Raw genomic sequence first — 26,630 nt, forward strand, 5'->3', positions numbered from 1 at the left:
AATAAAATGAGAAAATTAGTTTACACCCTTATCCTGCTATCGGCCACACAGGTGCTGCATGCCCAATTTTTAAAAAAACTTAAAAGTAAAGTGAACGATATCGTAAATACCACATCCCCCCCACCTGATAACTCAAATGCAGCCGGTTCGCCGTCCGACGGAAAATTTACCGACCCGGCCAGGTTTGGCATCCTGATTAAAGTATACACTAAAGCCGAAATTAACACTGCAATGCAAGGCGAAGGCGGGGGCAATTTTGAGCTGCATTTTCTATCGTTTAAAGTTGTAAATGGCCAATTTACGGGCCAGATTGCCGATGTTATGGCGGTATATGATTATCAAAACGGAAAACTGCAAAATACCGGGCAAAAGCCACCGCAAAACATATCTTTTAACGATGCTTATAACGGCAGTGAAAAAGATTTTCAAAGTACGGATTTTAGCACCCTTGACGCCACTAACGCTATTTTGAAAAAAGGGCCGCATATACAAAGCGGGAGGCAGCCGGGTAAAATAGACCAGGAATTTACATTCAAAGGGAAGTCATTTGCCCGTTTTATGTCGGCAGCAATAGGCCATAACGCAGATTCGTCTGTAGTGGCTGCCGCCGGGATGAGTTATGGAAAAGGAGTTAGTTATGTGATGACCACTTCTACAGGTCAAACTACCCCCCTCCCTGGTTTAGTAATGGCAGCGCCGTTAATAAGTCCGAATGGTAAAATGTGCGCCGCGATAAGTACAACTGCTACAGGTAGCACAGCCTACCGGATTGACGGCACCAAAATAGTTTTAGCAGATTATGGCGGTGGTGGCTGGATTCGTAACAGTGGTGCTGTATTTTTCCTATCGAGTAAAGGCAACAGAACCTTGATGAGAAATAACCAGATTGTTGCGGCTACTCCTTTCCCGATAGACCTTAAACAGTTATTTATCGGTGCCAACGATGATGCTTTTTGCTGGCCGGGTGATCATTGCCTTTGCTTTAGCGACAATACCAGGTTTGAAAATGCCGACTTCCCGGTTAAAGTGACAATTAACGGCAAAGACGTGGTTTATTTTACCGCTGTTAATGTTATCACCGGCATGTTATACCTGTGCCATCACGATCTTTAAGCCCGGTATCATGAAAAAGCACCTAATCATTATCATGTTGTTTTGCTGCGCGATAAAAAGTATGGCACAAACCGGCACATTCAACTACGAGTTTAGCCCATTAAACGGCGGGCCATCAATAAAAAAATCAATAGCAATGCCGCTGGTTAAATACAAAAACTATAATACCTATTGGTTTGTAAACCCGGCCACCGGCGCCAGGCACCTGATGGTTAACGGATCATCAGATATCGGCATCATTATTTTGGATGACCGCGCCGATACCAATGTAGTTTACCGGGATAAATACGAGGGTGACCAGTTTAATATTCTTGGTAAAACTAAAACGGTTTTTTATATCCATCCGGATAACGACCACCGTCCCATGCGTGTGCACTATAACGTTTTTAACGCAGGCGAAATTTATTTAACGTTTGCAGGCAATGCAGTATACGACGAACCGGGAGCGTCGCCTGGTACAGTTAATTCCGTTCATGGCTTTATATCGGGCACATTGCAGCTGTTTCGTGAACCTAAATATGAACAAACAGATAAAATGCCCGGCTGTAATTGCGACCCTACCATTTACGCCAAATTTTACGACGAAGAAGTTGGCCGCACACCATCAGGCTGTGAAAATGCTTTGCTTTGGAAAGTTTTTAACACCATCCAAAAAGCATTCAACAACCTGGTACCTGCCATCAGTTTCAGAGAAGGTGCTGCCGGCCAAAGAGCGCCCGGCGATTTGATATATCGCGAAACCGGCGCAACTATTGATGTTACAGGCCCTATATCTACCATAGATCCCTGCAATCCAAATAACGAAAGGCGGGCATTGGTATCTGTAAATGCTGCCAGCCGGCCATTTACCCAGGATACCTATGGCCTTTCGTTTTTTAACCTGCCTGATTTCAATAGCGGGCCGCTTAATACACAGTCGTTCAGTAAGCGAATGGCTACGTTGTCTGATTCAACATCGAGGCTTTTAAAGGCTGGAAAAATCACCGCCCTGCAGCAGCAAAAAATCATGATAGAAGGTATGCAAAAGGCAAGCACCAGCATGCCTGATATTAAGCAGATAGAAATGGAAGGTGGTGTGAAAATCAAAACAATAATCAATACGCTATCTGCAGGTGAAGCCGGTCGCGGCGTAACCGGCGACGATTACCGCCCGGTTATACGCCATACCATACCGGGCTCATCGTTTGATATTTATGTACCCGCGCACAAAAACGAAGATGGGGCATGGAAACCCAATAAGGTTTATATTTACTATGGCAAATTCAATGTGGCAAACTCGGGCTTAGCCAACACCATTAAAAGCATTACCCCGGTTTACGCCCCCACCGTTAATAAGCTTACGGTTTTTAATGTGATGGTGATGATTGAAGGCGGCAATGATCTTATTCAAAAGGTACTGGCCAACGTCGACCTTAAAAACATCCCGCAATTATTAGATAACCCTAAAATCAAGTGATATGAAAACAAAATTATTCATCTGCCTTTTGGCAGCCATTGCCTTTGCAGCCCCCCTTTTGGCCCAGCAGCAATCACAGGTATTTGATGTTACAGATACCGCCCCACTTACACTCAACGGTTTAACTATGGGCTACCATATTAACAGCGAGGAAGTAAAAAAAGTGAGCGACAAAGGCGATTTCAGCCGCTTTTCGGTAAAGTTTTTTGTCACCAACACCTCGCCCGAATCCAAGATCATTTTATACCGTACCGGCTTTAATTTTCTCAATGAAATTGCGCCCTACATCGTGCAGTTTAATGTGTTAAATGCCACAGGCGCCCGGCTCACCAGTAAGGAGGCCATACTATCGGCCAATCCTTGTACCATACTGGCGCGGGTGGATGATAAAGACCCGAAAGACCCCAATAAAAGCGTAAAGAACAAACGCTTTGTTGATATCGGCTACTGGATAAAGGCCGGCGAAACCATCAGCACCACGGCCATTGTGATTGTGCCGCTAAACGATAAGCCTAAGGTTACGGCCACCTACCTCATGAATGCGGTTTCGCCGGTTGGTAACGTTTTAAACTCCGCTAATTATGGCACGCCACCGCCACCACCGGGGTATGGGCCGGCTTATCGCGATGGTTATAACCGAGGAAGTTATTATGACATCCGCAATAGCTGGAAAGGTGTATACCTTGATAACCGGGCAGGCTTTATCACCACCAATAACACCGAATCTAACCATATGTTGCAGTGGGAAATTATCCCTGTAAACGGTGCGAATTATTACCTGCTTAAAGGCAAAGGGCTTAACGCTTACATCAGCAGCGGCAAACCCGGCAGTGTGGAGTTGAACAGCAATACCCAATACGCCGGCACCATGTGGTACATTGAACCGGTACCCGGATCGGACAGGGTGAGGTTTAAAAATGTGGGCAACAACACCTACCTGAATATGGAGAGCGGCGCCCTGCAAAGCACCAATATATGGGATGATGCCGAAAGTGCACGCTGGGTACTGGAAGGAAGATAGAGGGGGGAAGAATCAAGAATCAAGAGTTAAGACCGGGTTCCCATTTGCTGTAGTGTTGCGCAACAGGTGAAACAGTTAAAAATCTTAACTATTTACAAATCAATTGATTAACAATTATTATAAAATTAAAAACGCAACAGAACCGCAACAGCAAAGAAATAACGGGCGAAATAATAAGGCAATCGCTTTTGAAATTGATAAGATTTATTTCGCGCAAAGACGCTAAGATACAAAGCGATTTGCTTGTTTTTTCTTAGCGCCTTTGCGTCTTGGCGCGAAAAACCTGTAAACGCGATCATATAAACAATTGCTCTGACAGAAATAGCTCAACGTAATTAATCATAAAATTTAAAACCGATTTCCCTGGTAAAATAGTCACCACCAACATAAGTGTCATTATAAAATAAACCTAAAAAAATGAGGAAGATAATATTCATGGTATTCGTGTTTGTTTGCGTTATGCAGGCGGCAGAAGCACAGCACTATACCCCGCAACAGCTTGACCAGGCTATTGCCCGCAGGGCGGTGGCTTTCACACTAAAACCGGATAAGGAAATTGTGGAAACCAGTGAACAGATACAGATAAATATTGAGCTACAGATTTTCCCTGGCGACCCGGCCACGATGAACCCCGGCGATGCCAATTACGGCCAGGATTACCGTTACGATACCAGCAACCCGGCAAGCGAGCCCTATAAAATAAAAAACTGGAAAATAATGGAGCAAGGTGCAGGCAGCCTTAATGTAAACGACGATTTTGCTACCTACAAGGCCCCATCAACCATCCCGGCCGGGCGGTGCGCCACCATTAGCGTAGAACTCATCCCCAACAGGCCCGGTTTGGCCAAGATAGTATTGCTGCAAACCATTTATATTGAAGATAACCCCATCGTGTTTTATTTTGACGCCCCAACAGCAGGCATTATGCAGGAAAAATACATCATCAAACCAAATGATAGCCAGATGGACCAATTGGCGACTATGAAATTGCCAGCCAGAGCCAACGCCAGTGCCGCTCAACAGGCAAAATTGGCAGCGTTGCAAGCGCAGCTTGCACAAGTAACGCAACAGGCACGGGCTGCTACAGCTTCAAAGGGTTTAAATATGGATGTGGTCATGAGCAATGCTAAAGCCATTTACGCCCGGCAAAGCAATATCACCACCATGCAATTTACCGGGCATTTTACCGTAACCAAAAATGCACGCTACGCTGGTGTAAAACAAATCATGATCACCTTAACCTTTAAAGGAAAGGCGCCGGGGCAGTATGGCTTAAAACGGGCAAAGGAAAACACGGCCTACGTGATATTTATGGATAATAAGCAAGCCTTTGGCTGCGCCAATGACCCAAAGCAAAACCCCGACGAAAAAGGAATCCACTGCGCGGGTGGCAACATCAACATCCTGAGCTTTACCAACGGAGCTTTCAAAGGCACCGTACACGCCAAACTGGAAGGTTACGGCACAACAGGCACCCTCGACGGCAAATTCGCCGTAAAGCTGGCCAATATGGAGTAGAGAAGGCGAAAGGTGAAGGGTGAAAGGCGAAAGGTAAAAGGCGAAAACCGAAAGGTTTTTCAAAACTAATCACAAACCAAGAGCCGAGGGCGGGAAGCTTTAGGGGTAAAATACAAAAGGGTTTATTCAAAATGTATTTTATGCTTCCTGCCTTGGCTTTTGGTTTTAACGATTTGAAAGGTCCTTTTTTGAATTTTTACTTTTGAATTTTGAATTTAATACCCCCACGCCAAAGGAGCATCGGTAGGTTTAATGCCCCAGTTTTTGTTGGGTTTAGATCCCATTACAAATTCAAGTTTGCCGCCGCCGGTGATATCATTTTGGGTAATATAAGTTTTGGTATAGCTTTTACCGTTTAGTTTTACCGATTGGATATACGCATTTTGCCTGCCCGCGTTTTTTACGTCAACCGTGAATACTGTGCCATCTCCCAGGTTAATCTGCGCGTTTTTTAATATGGGCGAACCGATAGCATACACCCCGTTGGCCGGGTTAACCGGGTAAAATCCCATGGCGCTAAATATATACCATGATGACATTTGCCCGCAATCTTCGTTACCCGAATAACCTGATGATGAGTTATTGTACAATTCATTCAAAACTTTAGCAACGTACATCTGCGTTTTCCATGGCTGGCCGGCATAATCATACAGGTAAGCTACGTGGTGGCTTGGCTCGTTGCCATGTGCATACTGGCCAATGAAACCCGATGCATTGCCATTTACCTCGCCTGGTTTATCTTTTGTAGAGAAAAACAGGTCGAGCTTTTGGTTGAAAGCAGTATTCCCTCCTACTAAATCAATTAAGCCGGATACGTTTTGCGGCACGTACCAAAAGTACTGCCAGGCATTACCCTCGGTATACGGGCTGCCGCCATTGCCGCCATAAGCCAGCGCATCAAATGGTTCCTGCCAGTTGCCATCCTTCTTTTTGGCCTGAAAAAAGCCTGTTTTGGTATTGTACAGGTTCCGGTAGTATTCCGATCGTTTCATGAAGCGGTCATAATCTTCGGTTTTATCCAGCTTTTTGGCTAATTGTGCCACGCACCAGTCATCATAAGCCATCTCCAGCGTTACCGAAACCGACTGCGATTCAATATCTTCAGGGATATACTGGTATTTTTCCCAGGTAGTAAAAGGCGAGCCGGGATGATCTGTTATGGATGAACCTTTAACCGCTTCGTAAGCCTTCTCCTGGTTAAAACCTTTAATATCTTTCAAAGCCGCGTCAACAATAACAGGAATGGCATGATTGCCTATCATACAATAATTTTCATCGCCCCATAATTGCCATATAGGCAGGTAGCCATAAGTATCGTACTGGCGCATCATGCTGTTGATAAAGCCGGCAGTTTTTTCCGGTTGAATCAGCGTATACAAAGGGTGTGCCGCCCTGTAAGTATCCCATAACGAGAAGGTTGAATAATGCGTTTTATCCGGCGCGTTGGCAATGGTTAAATCTGTAGCCTGGTAATCGCCGTTTACATCGGCCATATTATTGGGCTGGGTAAAGGCATGGTACATGCCGGTATAAAAAATCTGTTTTTGCTCCAGGGTACCTTCTACTTTAATTTTGGCCAGTTCATGTTCCCATTGCAGGCTGCTTTGCGTGCTGGTATTATCAAAATCCCAGCCCGGCAGCTCGGCTTTTATATTCATTCGGGCATTTTCGGTACTTACCGGCGACAGGCCTACTTTTATCAATATTTGTTCTTTATCCTTAGTACTAAAGTTTAAAGCTGCTTTAAGGTTTGTGCCGTTGATGATTGACAGATCGGGATACCGGTGGCCGCCGCTGGCCAGTACACTACTGGTGAATGGTTTTGAAAATTCGGCATGGAAATAAATTTTTCGCAATTTGGCCCAGCCGCTTAAAACACGGTAACCTTCAACGGTGTGGTCGTCTATTACACGTATCTGCGCGCTCACAATTTTACATGACCAGTAACCCCGCTTTTTATCCAGCGAGTGGTCCATATCAATAATCACATGCGATTCATCACTTTTAGGAAAAGTATAGCGATGCAAACCTACGTGCGATGTTGAGGTAAGTTCGGCATTGATGTTATAGTCCTTCAGCATTACCTGGTAGTAGCCGGGCCGGGCTGTTTCTTCTTTATGCGAGAAGGCGGAACTATAGCCGCTACCGGGCTTATCTGCGCTGCCGGGCACCAGGTTAATTGCGCCGGTGGTTGGCATCATCAGCACATCAAACAAATCGGCTACACCGGTACCGCTCAGGTGGGTATGGCTAAAGCCGATGATGGTTTTATCATTATAATCATAACCGGATGCAGGATCGTCCGGTGCTTCGCGGGTATCGGGGCTCAGCTGTACAAAACCGAAAGGGACAGTTGAGCCGGGAAAATTACTGCCCGATAAACTGTTTTTGTCAACAGCGCCGGTACCTATAAAAGGGTTAACATACTGTACCAAATTGCCCGGAGAAGGTTTTTTTTGGGCAAACACAATGGGACATAAACAAACGAAGCCAATACTTAAAAGTTTTTTCATTAATCAATAAGGTTGATACCGCGAATATACCTCACAAAAGCAAATTTAAATGTATCTACATATTTTTTTATATAAGTATATCGTCGGTTCCATGACGGCCTGTACGGGAAAGCATTTTTTTTAAGTTATCGGTCGGGCTTACTTCATCCCTCCGGACCGGGAACAGGGCGACGGCTCAGCCTGCCGTTTTAAACGAACGACACTTTATTTTTCAGGCTGTCTTTCTGATCTTTTTCGCAAAAATCTTCATTTTATTTTTGTGTCAATAAATGTACTTTTTGTGTCAATAAACTGCTTATTTATTGCGAAAAAATTTCAATTAATTGCCTTATTTGTACCTATTTATGTATCAATAAATGGTGATTTTGAAATATAAAAGGAAGCGGGTAAATTTGTACTGTTTACCAACAAATAGAAACAGTTTCTATGTTGTTTTGCACAGCGTTTAATGGTCGTTGTTCGCTTTAATTTGTGTGAACTATTATTGATTAATTTTAAACACACGCATTTAGGTCTTCCCTATCACTTAACCAATTGCTACATCGTAATAACAGGGTTCACTTGGGTTTAAGGCCCCTATCAGGCCCAGTTAAGCAAACCATTTTTATGGAACAGAGGCATCCAAAGGAATACATCAGCCAATAGTTGGGACGGGGGTATTTTATTAAATGATGCCGTCGCGGTTATGGCATCGTACAGGTTATCCCCTGCCTGGCATAACGAAAGCAGGGTATATTGCACTTCGGTAACATCGGTCATCGTAACCCTGAAATTTTTACGGCTTACTGCGGTGAATGTTTTTTGGGGGGATGGCAGTTCATAATCCTCATCCCGGTAAACCGAGGTAAAAAAAGAGATCATAGGAAAATCCAGTTCCAGCAATCGCAGACAGCCGGGAGTAGTTATTTTAACAACACCAAACAGAATGTCCTGGATACTAATTTCCTGATCATGTTCGGCGGCACCTTCTGTTCCCGGCGCACGTATGGCTTCCTGCCGGGCCCGTTCCAGTTTGGCAAATGATATGGGCAGGCTCATAAAATCACTTACATCCGGCCCTTCGCCCGGAGTAACGGGAGGCTTTGTTTTGGCCAAAAATCCGGGGAATGCGGCACCCAGATCATACAAAGTAAACGAGGTGGATGGATGATATAACAGGTAAGCTTTGGCAAAACTATCAAATACCTCATCGCCCATAAATTTCCGGCTGGTGGCATAATCGGCATACATGCATTCCAGCAAGCGCAATAAATATCCCGAGCAATAAACGTTCAGGCGGGTATAAACCGATGCTGTACCCTCATCGGCAACCACCACATCGGCTTCATCAAGGCCGTGCAGATGCCATGCCTGCCCCAGTTTTTGAGGCAAGTGGCCCGGCGTTATCACTACGGTTTTGAGCCAGTTTTGCAGTAATGCCAATTTTTGATCTTTAGCCATTTGCTGCCAGCAATTGAAATTCAACCGGGTTTGATACAGGCTGATGTTCAGATTTATTAACACCCTGAACGGGAATATTTCCTTTTAAAGCTTCGCGGGCTTTGTAAAGTTCAATCAGCAGATCAGGATAATCGGGTATTTTGGCATCCCATTCCAACAGGGTACTTACACCACCAGTGAGCCTTTGTGCTTGCGCGTATAGCTCCCAAACCTGCGATGGCACAGGCTGGTCATGCGTATCTATCAGCAAATCGCCGCAATCGGTAGGGCCTGCAATGTGCATTTGTACAATATGCTCATGTGGCAGGTTATTGATATAATTTGGCGCGTTAAAACCGTGATTTGTTGCCGATACAAATACATTATTAACATCAAGCAATAACCCGCAACCTGTTGTAGTAGCTAATGACGATAAAAAGCCCCACTCAGATATGGTTGATGCTTTAAATTGCAAATAAGTAGATGGATTTTCTAATATGAGTGGTCGTTTTAAATAATCCTGGATACGCATTACGCGTTCGCAAACATGGGTCAGGCTTTCCTGGGTCATGGGCATTGGCAGCAAATCGTGCGTGTTAGTGTAGGCAACTCCTGTCCAGCATAAATGGTCTGATATCCATTCCGGCTCGATAGCTTCAGCTAATGCCTTCAGCTTTTCAAGATATTTAAAGTTAACAGGGTCGGTACTGCCAACAGATAATGATACCCCGTGCATTACCACAGGTACCTGTTTGCGCACATGCATCAGCACATGGCGGGCAAAGCCAAAATCATCCATAAAGTTTTCGCTGATGATCTCGAACCAGTCTACCTGCGCCGGGTTATGCAGCAGGTAATTAAAATGCTTGTTTCTTAAACCCACGCCAAGGCCCAAATTTGGCAGGCCCAGGCGTGGTAAAGTGTTATTATTCATAAACAATTTTGTTTAAGTTGATGGCGGGAAGGCTAAACGCAAATCACTTGGTTTTGGTTTTTCAGGTACGGGTAATCCCCTCTTCTCTAAAACTGCCCGATAAGCTTTCCAGGCCACGTCATAAACCAGTTCACCTTTTTCGTAATCAAGGATACCGAATGATTGTGGTTTAAAATCGGGTTTGCTGCCAAAATCATATAGTTGCATCCGGTACTCTTCCCCATCTTTTAAGGCAGGGTACATTTGTGATGCCGAAATAGGAACAGCGCAGCCACCCAAAGCTTTACAGGCATTATCTGCCGGCGGACTAAAAGGCAAAGCGTTTGCTGCAGGCCATCCGGGTTGTGTTTTATAAAATGCAGTAGCCTTGCCACCGCACAGCCCGCCGCCCGTAGTTTTCTGAACGAAGCCGCAACCACCTTCGGTTTTACAATCGTTTGATCCTTTGCAGGTATGGTAAATTGCCGTTGTTGCACAGGTTTCCGGGTTATCCTTCAACACATCATCCAGGCTCATTCCCTGGCAGGCATGGTAAAGGTGCTGGGTACGGTCTATTGGTTTATCGTCAGGCGATGTTACGCCAAGGCTGATATCCGGCGCCTTACCAAAAACAGCCCAGCAGATTGACATCCTATCGCCCGAGCCTCCCATTGATGGGTAAGGGAACTGTGTTTTAGGATTTTTAAAATAATCGTTAAGTACTTTGGTTACACCGGCTATGGCGCCTGTAGAGGCGCGGCTAAACAGTTCAAAGTTCTTTTCATCGGCATCATTCAACTTTAACCTGTTTAAAGCACCGGCAATATCGCCTGATGCAGGCAGCTGCGGATTGTGTGAAGGATCATAAGCTGCCGTTTGCAATGATTCGGCCGACCATGAATTACCTTTCGCATGCCATTGGTCCCAGGTTTCAATCTGTCCCTCCATCAGCAAATTCATAACAAAAGCAAAAGTTTCATAATGGTCCATTTTGCCAAATGTGTCGCGGGCATCGGCTTTGGCCGATGGCGCATCGGCACCGGTAGCAGTATAGGAGGGATATTTATTCTTCAAAACCGGGCAACTTGGCCTAAACTGGTCTTGCACGGCGCTTAGGTTAACATGCTCATGAGCACCCTTGCTTTTATTCATCCTGTCCAGGATTTGTTTAATTACGCCGCCGCCTTCACCCTGGTCGGTAATGCCGTTAATCATGTTCATGGCATCCAATAAGGCAGCTTCCGATTCGGTATTCTGGATACTGGTAGCAATGCCGGGGTATTCATCGTCGCCCGGATCTTTCGGATCTGGTTCTGTTTTAGGGTCGAGTCTCTCCGGATTAAAAATTTCCTTTTGTACGGCTACATCACCTCCGCCCTTTCCTTTTTCAAAAACAATATCCCAAAGGGTTGCCCCATCGGTATAGGTTATGGACAGGTAATTCCACAATTGCAGGTACATGTTCCCTATCGATCCAAATAAAGGTAAATCGGCACCAGGCTTCCAGTTATCAAAAGGTGCTTTCTCACTGTATTTAGCAATTTTATCAGGATCAATCAATTTTTCGGCATCAGTTTCGGTTTGCTCAATGGCCAAAAATAAGCGCACCTGTTCTTTATTCATTGCCCCGGTTTTAACTTTTACTTTGTCAAATGGAGCAACGCAATCTTTAAAATCAAGAATATGCGGCAGCACGGTTTTATCATCGCCATAGCATTTCCAGGCGTAGGTCTCCTCGTCTTGTAAGGGCTCGCAGGTAAACTTAGGATCGTACCCAACCACCTTGGCCAGGTTTGACACAATTTGCAGGTGCAGCATTTCGGCCACAAAAACACTAAAAACAGCATTAAATGCTTTTTCATTGGCCGTTGCAGGTTTGGCCGTTGCCGCCATACCCGGCCAGGTTCGGCCAAGGTAAAAATTATTGCCCTTGCTGTTCATCTCATGCATCCCCTGCAGAGAGTATAACGAGGTCATATACAATGGAATTGTAAACAACTCGACGTTCACGGCAGCCTGTACAATAGCGTGCAAGGCCTGTTCATCAACTTCTTTAAATGAAACCGGGCGATTTTTCAGCCGGTCGTCATGCGTAAATAGCAAGGTACTTTTCATGGTTAAGTTTTTTAGGTTATGATTGTGGTGTAGTTGGTATTATACCATTTGATATATCTTCAAGCGCTTTTATTCCGGGCAAAAACAAAAACAAGCTACCATCGGTACGTATAAAGCGTTCAAGGCCGGGCATGCGTTTATAGGGCTGATCGGTTGGGCCATCGGGAAGGTAATCAAATTCGTTATTAGGCGCATAATCATTCTTAGACGGGCCGAATAAAGGATCGACACCACTGCCGTTAGGGCTTTTATCAGCAGACCTGAAACCGCCATGATTAATCCACGAATCCATAATAAATATAAACTGCTGGGTTAAATTGGCGCATATAAACAAGCCGACCAATCCCCTTTTTATTTCAACCCCACCGTCTTTTTTGGCTACTTCATCGTCTCTGTAATCGGGGCCATACGGGCCGGCCCTACGCATAATCCTGCGCGTTCTCGCGTCTGCCGCCAGCCCACTATTGCCTTTCACTTTTTCATCATCCCGCGGATTTGCCCGCCTAATATGGGCTGCATAAGGACATAGTTGCCCCAAGTCGTCGTTTTTCGGTTTCGGTTCACCCCGTTGATTGGCTGTGGGGGTGATATAATTAAAATTGGTATAATCGAAATCTTTCAAATTAGGGTTTGGCTTATCCGGCGACACAACCAGCGGTGTACCGTCAAACCATCTGCCGCACATTTTTGCAGCTACCAGATCAGGAGGTGTACCATCTTTAGCAGAGTTTATATATTTATTAAAAGCGGCTACATCCTGGTATAATAACCTAAAAGCCGCAAAACTGCCATTTTCTAACAGGGGATGAGGATTATACCTTAATGGTTGAGGATCAACAGAAACCTTGGTAATGCCTATCACAAATTGGTTTATTGGCACTACCGGCCTGTCGTCAACAGTGCTTTTGCCAGCACGCAATCTTCCCTGTGTAGTATTCCAGGGCACATCTGTTAGCCGCGGCTGCGAAAAACTGTCTTTATACCCAAAATGGATATAATCATCGCCCTGGGATAACGGTTCTGAATCTTTTAAAAAAACAGCATTCAAAGCCTTGCCATCTGCATCTTCGGGCACCATGCCCAGCAAGGCGTTGTAATAAGTATCAAGGCTTTGGGTATCATGCGCAAAAAGGGTTACCTGTATATGCAAATCCGAACCATCCGGGGCTGGGTCGGTATCTTCGGGGATCCAGCCATCATCTTTCCACCATTGGTCGGGTGCGCTTTCGCCGATGTCGCCAAGTCTCTCGGCAGTTTTAATGGCACCTGCTTTAAACGAACTAAAAAAATCCAAACTCCAGGCACTCACTTTATTGAAGTTCGTTTTAGTTATCATTTTTTCCAGGCCGCTGGCTGTAAAACCTACGTTTAGGCAATAATCGGGCTTTATGCCGTTGTGCCATGGCAAAGCTGTAGTTACGTGCATTGATGCACTACTCCCGGGCAATATATCTTTACAAAACCGGCGCGCCCCATCTACATTGTTTATAGTAAAAATAATATAGCGTACAAAAGGTAAATTATAGCCACGCAGTATTAAACCTTGTATATCGCTAAGTTTAGGTATAGGCTGGGCAGCGGCATTAATATCGGTTAAATTCGGGGTCATGGTAATTCAGTTTAGTTATAACGCCCCACTTATTACAGTGGGGCAAATTATTTTAGCATTGCTCTGGTGGTACAGAATCTTCAAACTGAATGGCTACTGGTTTTGTTGGCCATAATTCACGTGCATGTGGATAATTTGCCAGTATATTGCCAACAGTTAAACCAGGGAACGTATAACCCAATATGAATTTTTCTTCTTTTGTTGATTTTGCAGCAGCAGGTATAGTTGGGTCCGAAAAATTATAGCGCATCAATAGGCAAATAAATGCCGCCTTATTTAACGCCACCCCACCATTCGCTTTAATAGATACCGCCGAGGTAGGGTCATCAAGGTCAAATATGCCATCTTCATCAATATAATCTAATAAAATATCGAGAAAAAAGGCCACCTTAGGATTATCAACAAATGAGCTGATATAGGGTACAAAATCGGCATCGTAAATTGCCTGCACCACCAATAAGCCTTGCTTCTCCGGCGCTTCAAAACTTTTGATGGGTAAATTTGCCGATCCGCCGGCATCTAAATGGTAAAACATAAAAAAGTGCACACCGGTTAAAGCGCGCATATCTTCATCTGCCTGGATAAATGATTGCTTAACCGATGTTAGGGCTTCGTTAATAAGATGCTTTTTTTTGGCTTTTACCGGCACAAACATAAAAAGCATGTGTTGTTGCTCGGCTTGGTTTAAATGAATAATGGGATCCATAATAATTTTTGTTTGGTTAGTTTTTTGCACCTACTCTTTTAAGGCTTTCGGTATCTGCCTGTTGGTTTTATCAAAAACAAGGGCAAAGTATTCCCGCTTAGCTTTTTAAAGGCTATTAACAGGTTTTAAAAATTGCACTTTGATATTCTGGTTTATAATAATTTATTGCCGGTTACATTTCCAAACCTGTAACTTATGCTTACTTCATGGGTGGTGATATTAACACCGCCCAGGTTATTTGATGATGTGCCAAACTGGTAGCTATACCCTACCCTGAATACTTTACCAATTACTGATAACATAGCCGCCGCTTTTTTATCAGTGCGGTAATTTAAGCCTATGCCCAATTGCTCCTTAAGGTATAATGTGCCCGAAATATTTGCCAAAACTGTTGATCCGTTTACATAACTAACCAAGGTGGCCGGCTTAACCTTTACATCGTCGCTTACATCGGCCAGGTAGGCCCCTGTAAAATAATAATGTGTGCGCAGGTAATTGGCCTGCTGTTGGGATGCCGTGCCAAGGCTACGAATGGTAAACTCGGGAACTGATAAGCCTAAATAGTAATTAGTGCTATACAACATCACCCCGAAACCAATGTTGGGTTTTGTTTCGCGCACATCATTCATAAACTGCGGGTCGGTAGCATCCAGTTGCGAATAGTTCCCCACATAATTACGCACCCCTAAATTTAGCGCCACGGCCAGGTAATCAGTTTGGGTAAGCTGCACGCCTTTAGCAAAAAAAACGTTAGCCTCAATCTGTTTCTCTACCGCAGCCTGATCATTCAACACATACACACCGGCCGCGCCGTTGATAGATTCGATAGGAAAATTGGCATTCAGCATGAGGCTGCTTGGCGCACCATCTATGCCTATAAATTGTTTACGCCCCAGCACGCTTACAGACCCAGCCTTATCAAGTATAGAATATGCCGGATTAACTGCGGTAAGGTTATCTGCATATTGACTGTAGTTATAAATTTGTTGCTGTGCAAAAGCCTTGCCGCACATTATAAATGCAAGTACCATGCATAGCTTTAGTATATTTTTTTTGATGGACATTTTTTTTGTAATCCTGGTTAGCAATTCGTTTAAGAGGACGGTATTATAGTTTGTCCATAAGCAGTTTGCCGGACTATTTTCGGCAAAAACCTGCTTATGAAAAACTTAGTAATGATAGGCCGAATTATTAACTTACCTATGGTGTTTATCAGCCTGATTTGGTGCTTTTAGCAGGCTATTTTCACCCTATTACTGCAGGTTATTTACAGTAAAACCCCGGTTGCCTATCTTCAACAACCGGAGTTTATTACCACGCCTATCGGTCCATACCTTTCCCGTTAATATTTCAGGATAATATAACCGGTTTTACGTTTGGTTTCATTACCATCCTTGTACTCTAACGAGTAGTAGTAGGTACCTGGTTTTTGCATGGTACCGGTTTTATTGGAATGCCCATCAAACACGTTGCCATTGCTTCCGTAGCCTTTTACATCATATACCAATGCCCCTCCGGCATTCATGATGCTCAGGCGGTTATCCGTATGATTTTCTATGCCATCTATGGTGAACACATCATTAACGCCATCGCCATTTGGCGATAGAGCCTGGTGAACAGTGATGGCTGATGCATTGATATCATTTGATTTGGTAGCAACACCGGTGACAACAGGCAGCATAGCATTAAAGTTGGGCGCAGCACGGGATAGAATAACGGAGTAAGTACGCGTAGCTATACCATCCTGTGCAATTACAACCATCTGGATGGTAGTGCTTGTGCCTGCAGCGTTTAATGTAATGTTTTGTGAGGCTGTACCGCTGGCAACCGTTTGACCTTGTACTTTAATTGTAGCACCTGCATCACCTGCTTTGGGTGTGAATGTAACAACACTTGTTCCCGACGCCACCATTGTGGTATAATTATACTGCGACGCGGTTCCCGGTACTGAGATGAACGATGCCGTAGGGCTCATGGTAAAACCCATATTTACATTGCTGGAACCATTTTTACTTATCACTACTACGTAATCGCGCGTTGTGGTGCCGTCCTGGGCTGTTACATGCATATGAACCGTTGTTGTCCCCGAGGCATTTAGTATGATCACCGGTGATACTGAACCACTGTTTACCGTCTGGCCTTCTACTGTTATGGATGCTGACGGGTCGCCCGCAGTTGGGGTTACCGTTATGCTACTTGTGCCGGAAGCTACCGAAGTAGTATAATTATATTGCAACGCGGTTCCTGGTACAGAGGTAAAGAATGCGGCCGGATTCATTGTAAAGCCCATATTTACATTGCTCGAGCCATTTTTACTTATCACTACTACGTAATCGCGTGTTGTGGTGCCGTCCTGAGCCGTTACATGCATATGAACCGTTGTTGTCCCCGAGGCATTTAGCGTTATCGCCGGTGATACTGAACCACTGCTTACTACCTGGCCTTCTACTGTTATGGATGCTGACGGGTCGCCCGCTGTTGGAGTTACCGTTATGCTGCTTGTGCCGGAAGTTACCGAGGTAGTATAGTTATATTGCAATGCAGTGCCCGGTACAGACGTGACTGATGCCACAGGGCTCATGACAAAGCCCATATTTACATTGCTCGAGCCATTTTTACTTATCACTACTACATAATCGCGCGTTGTGGTGCCGTCTTGAGCCGTTACATGCATATGAACCGTTGTTGTCCCCGAGGCATTTAGCGTTATCGCCGGTGATACTGAACCACTGCTTACTACCTGGCCTTCTACTGTTATGGATGCTGACGGGTCGCCCGCTGTTGGAGTTACCGTTATGCTGCTTGTGCCGGAAGTTACCGAGGTAGTATAGTTATATTGCAATGCAGTGCCCGGTACAGAAGTGAACGATGCGGCAGGGTTCATGGCAAAGCCCATATTTACGTTACTGGAACCATTTTTACTTATCACTACTACGTAATCGCGCGTTGTGGTGCCGTCTTGAGCCGTTACATGCATATGAACCGTTGTTGTCCCCGAGGCATTTAGCGTTATCGCTGGTGATACCGAACCGCTGTTTACCGCCTGCCCTTCTACCGTTATCGATGCTGACGGGTCACCCGCTGTTGGAGTTACCGTGACGCTATTTGTTCCCAGTACTACAGAGGTGGTATAATTATATTGCAACGCAGTACCTGGTACAGAGGTGAACGATGCCACAGGACTCATGGCAAAGCCCATATTTACGTTACTGGAACCATTTTTACTTATCACTACTACGTAATCGCGCGTTGTGGTGCCGTCCTGCGCAGCTACATGTATATGAACCGTTGTTGTCCCCGAGGCATTTAGCGTTATCGCCGGTGATACCGAACCGCTGTTTACTGCCTGGCCTTCTACCATTATGGATGCTGACGGGTCGCCCGCTGTTGGAGTTACCGTTACGCTATTTGTTCCCGGTACTACCGAAGTAGTATAGTTATATTGTAATGCGGTTCCAGGCACCGAGGTGAATGAGGACGCCGGGCTCATGGTAAAGCCCATATTTACATTGCTGGAACCATTTTTACTTATAACCACTACGTAATCGCGCGTTGTAGTGCCGTCCTGCGCAGTTACATGTATATGAACCGTTGTTGTCCCAGATGCATTTAGCGTTATCGCCGGTGATACCGAACCGCTGTTTACCGCCTGCCCTTCTACCATTATGGATGCTCCCGGATCGCCCGCTGTTGGAGTTACCGTTACGCTATTTGCTCCCGCTACTACCGAAGTGGTATAGTTATATTGTAATGCGGTTCCCGGTACAGAGGTGAACGATGCGGCTGGGCTCATGGTAAAGCCCATATTTACGTTACTGGAACCATTTTTACTTATAACCACTACGTAATCGCGTTTAGCAATACCATTCTGAGCTATCACACGCATATGAACCGATGTTGTTCCCGATGCATTTAGTGTGATCGGTTGTGATACCGAACCACTGTTTACCGCCTGCCCTTCTACTGTTATGGATGCTCCCGGATCGCCTGCTGTAGGAGTTACGGTTATGCTGCTTGTTCCCGCTACTACCGAGGTGGTGTAGTTAAATTGTAATGAGGTTCCCGGCGCGGAGGTAAACGATGCTACAGGGCTCATCGTAAAGCCCATATTTACATTGCTCGAACCATTTTTGCTTATTACCAAAAAATAATCACGGGCGGTGATACCATCCTGCGCAGTCACATGCATGTGAACCGTTGTTGTCCCCGATACGTTCAATGCTATCGCCTGCGATACAGAACCGCTGCTTACCGCCTGTCCTTCTACTGTTATTGATGCTCCCGGATCACCGGCTGTTGGCATTACCGTTATACTGTTTGTTCCCAATGCTACCGAGGCGGTATAGTTATATTGCGACGCTGTACCCGGAGTGGAGACAAAAGATGAAGCTGGTGTAATACTAAAGCCCATATTCACATTATTGGATAGCGTACTTTGATTTACTGTAATAGTATAAATGCTAACCGTACCATCCTGCGCAGTAATGGTGGTTATTATGATATTATTGCCAGGTACCAGGTTTATAACCGCTTTGCCTGACACCAATGCCTGGCCATTTACCTTAACTGTAGCATTAGCATCACTCACAACCGGGATTACCGTATAGGTAGTAGTTACATTATTTACCGCTGCGGTATAGGTATTGATTCCAGCAGAAAATGCCGGGCTCAGCGGGCTGCTGGTAGTCAAACTGGTGAGCGTGACGTTTGATACCGGGGCAGCCCTGGTTATCGTTACATTGTATGTTTGGGTAACAATACCGCCAGCGGCATCGCCGGCTGTTACAACTATAGCAAAACTGTTGTCGCCGGCAATTAAAGGCACGGTTGCCGATGCGCCAATCAACGTGCCATTAATGGTTATTGCGGCGCCGGCATCTTTGGCAGTTGGTGTGATTACCACACTGCTAACATTGCCACCTACCGAAGCGGTATAGGTAGCGTTTGTACCATCGAAAACCGGGCTTAGCGTACCATTGCTGAGTGTAAGCGAAGCAAGTGTAGCATCGGGGGCCAAACGGGTTACATTTATGGTATAATTTTGGGTATTTACACCGTCTGCAGCGGTTACCGTTACCCTTATACGGTTTGGCAGCCCCACGTTAAGCGGAACACTTGCACTTGGTGCACCGGCGCTAATAGTTGCGGCCCCTATTGTAACTGTTGCATCGGCAGCATTGGCAACCGGAGTTACGTTTAAATTGCCAACGCTATAAGGCACCGACGCAGAATAAGTAAGTGTAGTGCCAACAAAAGCAGGGTTCAAGGTGCCGGCATTTAAAACTAATGAAGCAAGACTAATATCAGCGAACGGTAACCTGTTTATGTGCAGTGTATTTGTAGTTTGATGAACGCCATCGGCTGCGGTTACAACCACATCAAAAGTGTTATCGCCTACATTTAACGGTAACAGATTTGTACTGGCATCATAAGCTAATGCAACGCCGTTAACAGTAGCTGTTGCACCATCGGCAGGGATTACAGGATGAATCCTCACCCCGGTTACTTTATTTGCCACGGTAAGCGGTGTAAGCGCATCAAAAGCGAAATTAAAGTTGTGACTATAGCCGGTAGCCGAAACAGACATTGCAGCTAAAGTAGCATTAGGCGACAATAGCGGCGGTGGCGTACCTGCGCGTGTAAGCACCAGCGTATACGTTTTTGCAGCGCTGTTATCCTGCGGCGTAACTACTATATTAAAGGTATTTGCGCCGCCATGTAAAGTCATGGTGTAATTGGCAAACCTTGTTACCGCGGTACCATTTATTTTCATAGTAGCGTTTGGATCGTAAGAGTAGGCGGTAAGCGGCAAACCGGTGATGGTCGAATCGGCCAGGTCGGCAGTGTAATTTAATACTGCCGGATCAAACGGTTCATTTATGGTTGTAACGAACGGAATGGAAAGTGTAGACAGGTTATTATCTGACGATAGCGTACGCGTTACTGTTATAGTATAGGTATGTGTTGCAGTACCATCTTCGGATGTAACTACAATATTGTAAGTATTAACGCCATAATTGAGTGTTGGTGTAACGCCTAAGTAATTTACCAGATTACCGTTAAATGTAATAACAGCAGCGTTGTTTGAACCAACAGGCACAAAATTAAACTGTGATATATTGTTGGCTACTGTCGCCGTATAATTATACGTAGTACTGCTAAATGACTCATTAAACGTTAATACAGTAGTATTAAGCGACGATAAACTGGCATCTGATGATGGTGCCCTGGTTATGGTGATGTTATAATGTTTGATATCGCCGTTTTGAGCTACCCCGTCAACACTGATGGGATTGTCGCCAACGTTTAATGGAAAATGATAAGACGTGGTTGCTGTTATTTTGATGGGACCTATTTGTGCATTGGCATCAACATCAGCGGCGGTTGCAGTAATATCGGTACCGGTAACAAGGTTACTTACAGCAGCCGTATACGTTGTTGTGTTTGAATCAAACACGGGGTTAATTGTAACACCACTAAGCGCAATATTTGTTAATAGGGTATTTGTAGAAAGCGCCCTGTTTACAGTTACCAGGTAACTTTGTGTAGTTGTGCCATCCTGGGCAGTAACAACCGTGGTAAAGTAATTGTCACCGCCATTTAAAGGCAAAGTAATTGCAGAAGCTGAGGTAAGCGCCATACCGTTTACAAGCATAGTGGCATTGCCCTGATGAACCACCGCCGTAAGATCAATTGATGTGGTGTTATGATCTACATTTACCGAATATTGATGTGTCGCGGCGTCAAAAGACGTGTTTAACGTTCCCTGTGAGACAGATATATTGGATAAAGCTGCATCAGAAGATAAAACTACTGTTAATGCCGAACCATTTGCCGGCGATTGTACAAAGCTATAATTATTGGCGCTTAAACCCGAGCCATTAATAGGATAGTTTCCCTGCGGACTTGAGTCTGTTGCTGTTGATGTAAAGGTTAATGTACCTGTTGTGGCCGTAGCTTGTGTATCACCATTGATAAAACCCGTTACGGTACCGGTAAAGGCCGGATTGGGCGCCAGGTAAGTTTTAGTTGCCGGGGTTGCCACGTAACTTAAAGCAATCTTATTAATTGTCAAACTGTTGCCAGCATAATTTAAAGCGTAATTATCATTTAATGTAAGGCTGCCCTGGTTGATGTTGTAGCTGCCAGCAAGCTCGCCAGCGTCACGCGTTAACGAACCGCTAAAAGTATCGCCACCCAGTAATGCATCGGCCGTATAGGTTAAAGCCGGATCGGCATCGCCATAAGCTTTGCTTTGCGCGTTTGCTGTTACATTTATTACCTTTTTACCTATAGTTAAGGCACTGCCAGTAAAGTTTAAAGTATAGTTGTTATTTAAGGCCAGGCCTCCCTGGCTAATGGCATAAGTACCGGCTGCCTCGCCAGATGCGCGGGTTAATGCCCCTGTAAAGCTATCGCCGCTTGTCAATGCATCGGCAGTATAGGTTAAGGTAGGATCGGCATCTCCATAGGTTTTGTTTTGGGCAGCCGCAGTAACGTTAATTACTTTTCTGCCTATAGTTAAATTTGAACCTGTAAAATTAAGGTTATAGTTTGTGGTGTTTAAAGCAAGCGTTCCCTGGCTAATGGCATAAGTGCCGTTACTTTCGCCGGCTGCCCGCGTGAGCGCACCGCTAAATGTGTCACTAAACCCAACGGCGCTGGCACTATAGGTTAAAGCCGGGTCAACGTCGCCATAGGTTTTACTTTGCGCGTTCGCGCTTACATTAACTGTTTTTTTGGTAATGGTAAGGTTATCGGGTAAAAATGATATGGTATAATACTGATCTGTAAAAACGCCTGTTGTTACATTTACCGGCCTTTTGGTACCAAGATTTAGCACATAAGTGCCCACATCTTCGCCGGTCTGTCTGCCAAATGTACCAGTCATGCCTTCGCCTGGCGCAATCGAACCCACCCGATAATAATAAGGGAAGCCAGGATCAGCATCGCCGTAAACTTTAGTGGCCGGAGCAGGCTGCAGCGTTATAGCCCTTTTGGTGATGGTTAAATATTCTGGTATATAAGTAATAACATAGTTATTGCTTTGGTCTACACCTGTTGTGGCATTAACGGGGTATTTAGTTCCTATACTTAGTGCATATGTACCTGGGGTTTCGCCCGGATCGCGCACGTATGAACCTGTCATCCCATCGCCACTTGCTAACGAGCCCACCCTATAATAGTAAGGGTAGTTGGGATCGACATCACCGTAAGATTTACTTGCAGGTGCAGGTTGAATACTGATAGCCCGCTTGCTAACAGTTAAAACACCGGATACAAAGCTAAGTGTGTATTTGCTGGCGCTTAGAGCGAGCGTTCCCTGGGTAATATTATAGGTGCCAACATTGGTACCGGCATCGCGTGTTAATGCACCGGTGAAAGCATCACTGCCCGCCAACGCACCCGTGGTAACTGAATAAGTTAACGATGGGTCGGCATCGCCATAAATTTTACTTGCAGCATTTGCAGTTACCGTTATTGAAGCCTTACCTACAGTTAAGGCCTGCACTACACTGGTTGCGGCCAGATTACTGGCATCGCCTGCCTGCGAGGCCGTAATATTGGCGGTACCGGGTGCAACAATGTGAATCTTACCACTCACTATAGTTGCCACAGCTGTATTATCGCTGCTATAGCTAACCGTTAACCCGCTACTTGCTGTTGCGCCCGGCGCATAATCTGCATCGCCATATGTTTTTGAGGCTGTTGAAGCAAAAGTAATGGTTTGTGCGGCCTTGGCCCTGTTTACGGTTACTGTATAAGTCTTGGTTGAACCATCCTGCGCGGTTACCACAATGCTTTGGGCATTATCGCCTGCATTTAAGTTGAAATTGGCAGATGCCGAGCCTGATGTTACAATGGTGGTGTTAACTTTGATAGTAGCGTTGGCCTGGTTGCGCGTTGGTGTAATGGCAATTGTTGTTGTGCTGTTTGGTACCGAGGCTGTATAAGAAGTAGTGGCCGAAGCAAATGTTGGGCTTAATGAACCGCTACTTAAACTAAGCCCCGAAAGTGTGGCATCATTTGATAGCGTTGAAAAAGAAACCACATCACCGTAACCCGTACCCGCAGTACTTGTTCCATATGCGCGTACATAGTAAGTGGTTGAACTTGACAGCCCGGTTATGCTTCCGGAGAAAGCACCATTACCACTGCCTATAGCTGATTTTGTAACTCCACTGCCGCCTATTGTTGGCGTTTGGTTGGTGGAGCTATATATAATACCACGCTCTGTAACGCTTATATCGCTACGTGTTACCTGCCCGCCTAATGTTGCCGACCCAGATGAGAAAGTTGTGACAGCTGCTGTCGATGTTACTGCAGGCCTCGGTGCGTTTAAAGCTGATACCGAAATGGTGGACGTACCTAAGGCGAAAGTCACAATCGCACCGCCAACTACCCCGGTGAATGATACTGGCCTTATCTCTCTTGCCAAAGCGCTCGCAGATGTTGATCCGTCATAGAAAAACACCCTTTCATTACCAGCATCAAGCGCAAACACAGAGGGCTGATAGCCTATTGAACTTGCAATAACTGTTGGTGTTCCAGAAACCGCGCTTCCGCTAATTTTCAAAATAGCATCATCTGCCCCTTTTGATGTAAAACCAGTGGCATCAGCTTGCAAAAAATAAATATTTCCGTCATTCGGATTATAATCCAACCCATTTATCGACTTAGTTTGTGATAAAACGGTAACTGTAACAGGAGACGCAGGTGTAGTAAAATCAACTTTTTTGATAACATTTGATGAACCGAACTTATCAAGTACATAAACAACATTGTGCGCTAAATCAAGCGCCAGGCCTATAGGCGTATTAGCTATAGATGTAACCACAGCCACATCGTTAGTGCCACTTGGCTGAACTTTTCTCAATGCGTCATTTGCAGCTAAAGTATTTGCTCCGGATGTGGTTAAATAATAAATATAATCACTCGCAGCATCGTAACGCATAGCCGTTAAAACGTCCGGTACAGTTATAGTACCTGTAACAGCTTTAGTGGTAAGGGATATAACCTTAATTTGTTTTACCCCGCCTGTATTGTCATATACAAACGCGCGGCTACCATTATAATCTATTGCTGTAGCAGTAGGCGCCGGTACCAGCGAGTTTATAATTGCAGCGGCACCTGTACCATTATAATTAACGCTGCTCAACGCGTCATTAACCTCCGTGGTAGAGGCACTGCCTGTGGTAGTATAATGAACTTGCGCCTGGGTACTACCGCCAACGCACAGGAAAATTAACAACAGTAACGGCGCAAACATTTGACGCACGCTTGTTATTAATTCTTTTTTAGATACAGGTAAAAGTGTTTTCATAATGAAATTTTAAACGTTCTGTTTATTGTCCGGCTGCGCCGTTATATTTTGCTAATGAATGTTTGCCCTGTTTTTAAACCATAAAAACCGGCATGCCGGGCAGGGATGCAAGTATTATTTATATTGAAAAAGTTTATGTTCAAAGCCTGGTTACCTATGCAAGCTACATTAAACTTGTTGTTAGCTATGTTAATGGTGCCGGGTATGCTATTTGCTCCTGCGAAATCCGGTTCGGCATCTAATATTTTCAGCTCGAAACCGTTTATTAAAGTGCTTGCCCCGTTATTCCACGATGAGCATGCCTTAATAAGATCGAGGATATTTTTTGTATCCATCGAATCCCAGTTTATCATTACATCGGCCAATTGTGGTCTGTTGTAATACCGGGCTTTGGTTTCATCCTGTAACTTGTTATACGGCGCTTGCTTGCTGTTTAGGGCAGCAATTATCTGCGCTACCCCCTGCACCTGCAGCTGGCTAAATGCCTGGTTTATATAATTGTAGGTATGGTATTCTTCGTTTTTAATATTTTGTTCCCAAATAACCGCGCCGCTGTCCAGCTTATTGGTTAGTTGGTGTATGCATAAGCCTAATTCCGTTTCGCCATTTTTCAATTGCCAGAAAACCGGCGAAGGCCCCCTGTATTGCGGCAGTTTACCAAAGTGGATATTATACGTTCCCGTTGGCACACCACTTAATTCCTTTATATCAATTTTATGACTGTACCCTGTTATGAAAATTATATCAGGTTCGTTTAGTTGTTGCCAGTTATAAAGCTCTTTTTTATCATCTTCTGCGTAGAACGATATATAGTTCATCCTGCAAAAACCGGCCATGTCATTTACACTGATATCAGCATGGGCAGATTTCCCGAAGTATAATATAACCCCTGCTTTGATACTGCTTAGGTACGAAAGCAGGGGTATACATATTTTTGAATTTGATACGATACCAACTTTCATTGGCATGCATTAAAATCCATCAAAGTTTTTTTCATTATTATGGTCTTGAAGGCCAGATACCTTGCCAGGCAATAATGAAATTGATGGCTAAATAAGGCGTTACTACGTTTACAGGTTGGCTACCACCTGAAGGTGCAACGGCTGCGGGGTTCATTTGCGAATCTGTGGCTGAACTGTAACTGTTAATAATAGTACCTAAGGCCGGGTCTGTAGATGCAGCGGGATAGCCCGCTGCCGGAACTGCAAGGTCGGCGGTTGCAGAACAATTGATTACGTGAGAGTGCGCAGGCAGTTGTTGCGTAGATAAAGTGACATTTTCGTTGCCGCCCAATTGGCCAAGCTCATAACGTGATACATTTTTCCCTTGCCCGTTACCTGAGTGTATAGGTGCACGGCCACGAAGATCAGGGATTTGAAAGGTGCTCATGCCATCGCCACCATAAGTAGTGCCTAATAAAGAAAAAAATGCACTGTACTGCGAAATTGGCAATGTTGAGCCATCGCAAAAAAACCACCCTTGGGGTGCAAAATTGCCGGCGAACATGCGGATTTCGCCAATGTAAGGTTCCATAGTTTTTAGGATTTAGTTATAAGTTATATTAGGTTTAGAATTGATTAATTCTGTTTAATTATCGGTAAATATATATTATTAAAATCCAACAATAGCTTAAATCGCATTTGATAAAATAAAATAAAATTTTAAACATCAACTTAAAAATCAATTACTTACAAAAGTATATTACAAGGTAATTTACCCATCGAATAAAGCACAACGCCTGCATTACAAAGCATTAATATTGCGGATAAGTTATATTTAACTGAAAATTTGAATTAACTAAAAAAGAACGAACGTAATGTATTTTGTATTTGCATCACATCACAAATGTCTGTTATAGTTAAAAGGTAGTATAGGGTATAATCCGCTTTTTTAAAGGTGTTTTTTAGGGTAAAAAAAGGTTTA

At 44.6% G+C, this 26,630-nt stretch carries 14 protein-coding genes; 4 read left to right on the plus strand and 10 right to left on the minus strand.

Annotated elements, in window-relative coordinates:
• Positions 1-6 precede the first annotated feature (6 nt).
• The 4 genes from AC1RM2_RS00230 to AC1RM2_RS00245 all read left to right on the plus strand — a co-directional run bounded on the left by AC1RM2_RS00230 (position 7) and on the right by AC1RM2_RS00245 (position 5,108).
• Positions 7-1,113 carry a hypothetical protein gene (locus tag AC1RM2_RS00230; RefSeq protein ID WP_492982216.1) on the plus strand — a complete coding sequence of 369 codons (1,107 nt, stop codon included), beginning with the start codon at positions 7-9 and terminating at the stop codon, positions 1,111-1,113.
• Between the two features lie 10 nt (positions 1,114-1,123).
• Positions 1,124-2,569, plus strand: coding sequence for a hypothetical protein (locus AC1RM2_RS00235; RefSeq protein ID WP_492982218.1), 1,446 nt, complete (start codon positions 1,124-1,126; stop codon positions 2,567-2,569).
• 1 nt (position 2,570) lies between these two features.
• Positions 2,571-3,590 carry an RICIN domain-containing protein gene (locus AC1RM2_RS00240; protein WP_492982220.1) on the plus strand — a complete coding sequence of 340 codons (1,020 nt, stop codon included), beginning with the start codon at positions 2,571-2,573 and terminating at the stop codon, positions 3,588-3,590.
• 417 nt (positions 3,591-4,007) lie between these two features.
• The gene (locus AC1RM2_RS00245) at positions 4,008-5,108 is read left to right on the plus strand and encodes a hypothetical protein (protein ID WP_492982222.1); all 1,101 of its coding nucleotides are present in this window, start codon (positions 4,008-4,010) and stop codon (positions 5,106-5,108) included.
• Between the two features lie 215 nt (positions 5,109-5,323).
• On the opposite strand, the gene AC1RM2_RS00250 is transcribed toward AC1RM2_RS00245, so the two are convergent.
• The 10 genes from AC1RM2_RS00250 to AC1RM2_RS00295 form a co-directional block, all read right to left on the minus strand.
• On the minus strand, positions 5,324-7,621 hold the full coding sequence (locus AC1RM2_RS00250) for a GH92 family glycosyl hydrolase (protein WP_492982224.1): 2,298 nt from the start codon (positions 7,619-7,621) through the stop codon (positions 5,324-5,326).
• A 579-nt stretch (positions 7,622-8,200) separates the two neighbouring features.
• Positions 8,201-9,061, minus strand: coding sequence for an HvfC/BufC family peptide modification chaperone (locus AC1RM2_RS00255; protein WP_492982226.1), 861 nt, complete (start codon positions 9,059-9,061; stop codon positions 8,201-8,203).
• Complete coding sequence (gene bufB / locus AC1RM2_RS00260) at positions 9,054-9,974, minus strand: MNIO family bufferin maturase (protein WP_492982228.1); 921 nt, start codon at positions 9,972-9,974, stop codon at positions 9,054-9,056. The genes AC1RM2_RS00255 and bufB overlap by 8 nt, the downstream gene beginning before the upstream one ends.
• A gap of 12 nt (positions 9,975-9,986) precedes the next feature.
• Positions 9,987-12,068, minus strand: a complete 2,082-nt coding sequence (locus tag AC1RM2_RS00265) for a ferritin-like domain-containing protein (RefSeq protein WP_492982230.1) — start codon at positions 12,066-12,068, stop codon at positions 9,987-9,989.
• 16 nt (positions 12,069-12,084) lie between these two features.
• On the minus strand, positions 12,085-13,677 hold the full coding sequence (locus AC1RM2_RS00270) for a hypothetical protein (RefSeq protein WP_492982232.1): 1,593 nt from the start codon (positions 13,675-13,677) through the stop codon (positions 12,085-12,087).
• 52 nt (positions 13,678-13,729) lie between these two features.
• A complete protein-coding gene (locus AC1RM2_RS00275) occupies positions 13,730-14,383 on the minus strand; it encodes a hypothetical protein (RefSeq protein ID WP_492982234.1) in 654 nt (217 codons plus the stop codon).
• A gap of 152 nt (positions 14,384-14,535) precedes the next feature.
• Positions 14,536-15,447 (minus strand): PorP/SprF family type IX secretion system membrane protein, encoded by a 912-nt coding sequence (locus AC1RM2_RS00280; RefSeq protein WP_492982236.1) that lies wholly within the window; start codon positions 15,445-15,447, stop codon positions 14,536-14,538.
• A 278-nt stretch (positions 15,448-15,725) separates the two neighbouring features.
• The gene (locus AC1RM2_RS00285; protein WP_492982238.1) at positions 15,726-24,707 is read right to left on the minus strand and encodes a cadherin-like beta sandwich domain-containing protein; all 8,982 of its coding nucleotides are present in this window, start codon (positions 24,705-24,707) and stop codon (positions 15,726-15,728) included.
• A 41-nt stretch (positions 24,708-24,748) separates the two neighbouring features.
• The gene (locus tag AC1RM2_RS00290) at positions 24,749-25,669 is read right to left on the minus strand and encodes a methionyl-tRNA formyltransferase (RefSeq protein ID WP_492982240.1); all 921 of its coding nucleotides are present in this window, start codon (positions 25,667-25,669) and stop codon (positions 24,749-24,751) included.
• A 37-nt stretch (positions 25,670-25,706) separates the two neighbouring features.
• Entirely contained in the window at positions 25,707-26,240 is a 534-nt protein-coding gene (locus AC1RM2_RS00295; protein ID WP_492982242.1) for a phage tail protein, read from the minus strand.
• Between the last annotated feature and the right edge of the window lie 390 nt (positions 26,241-26,630).

This window comes from Mucilaginibacter sp. GW822-FHT03E02 (genome assembly GCF_058801545.1).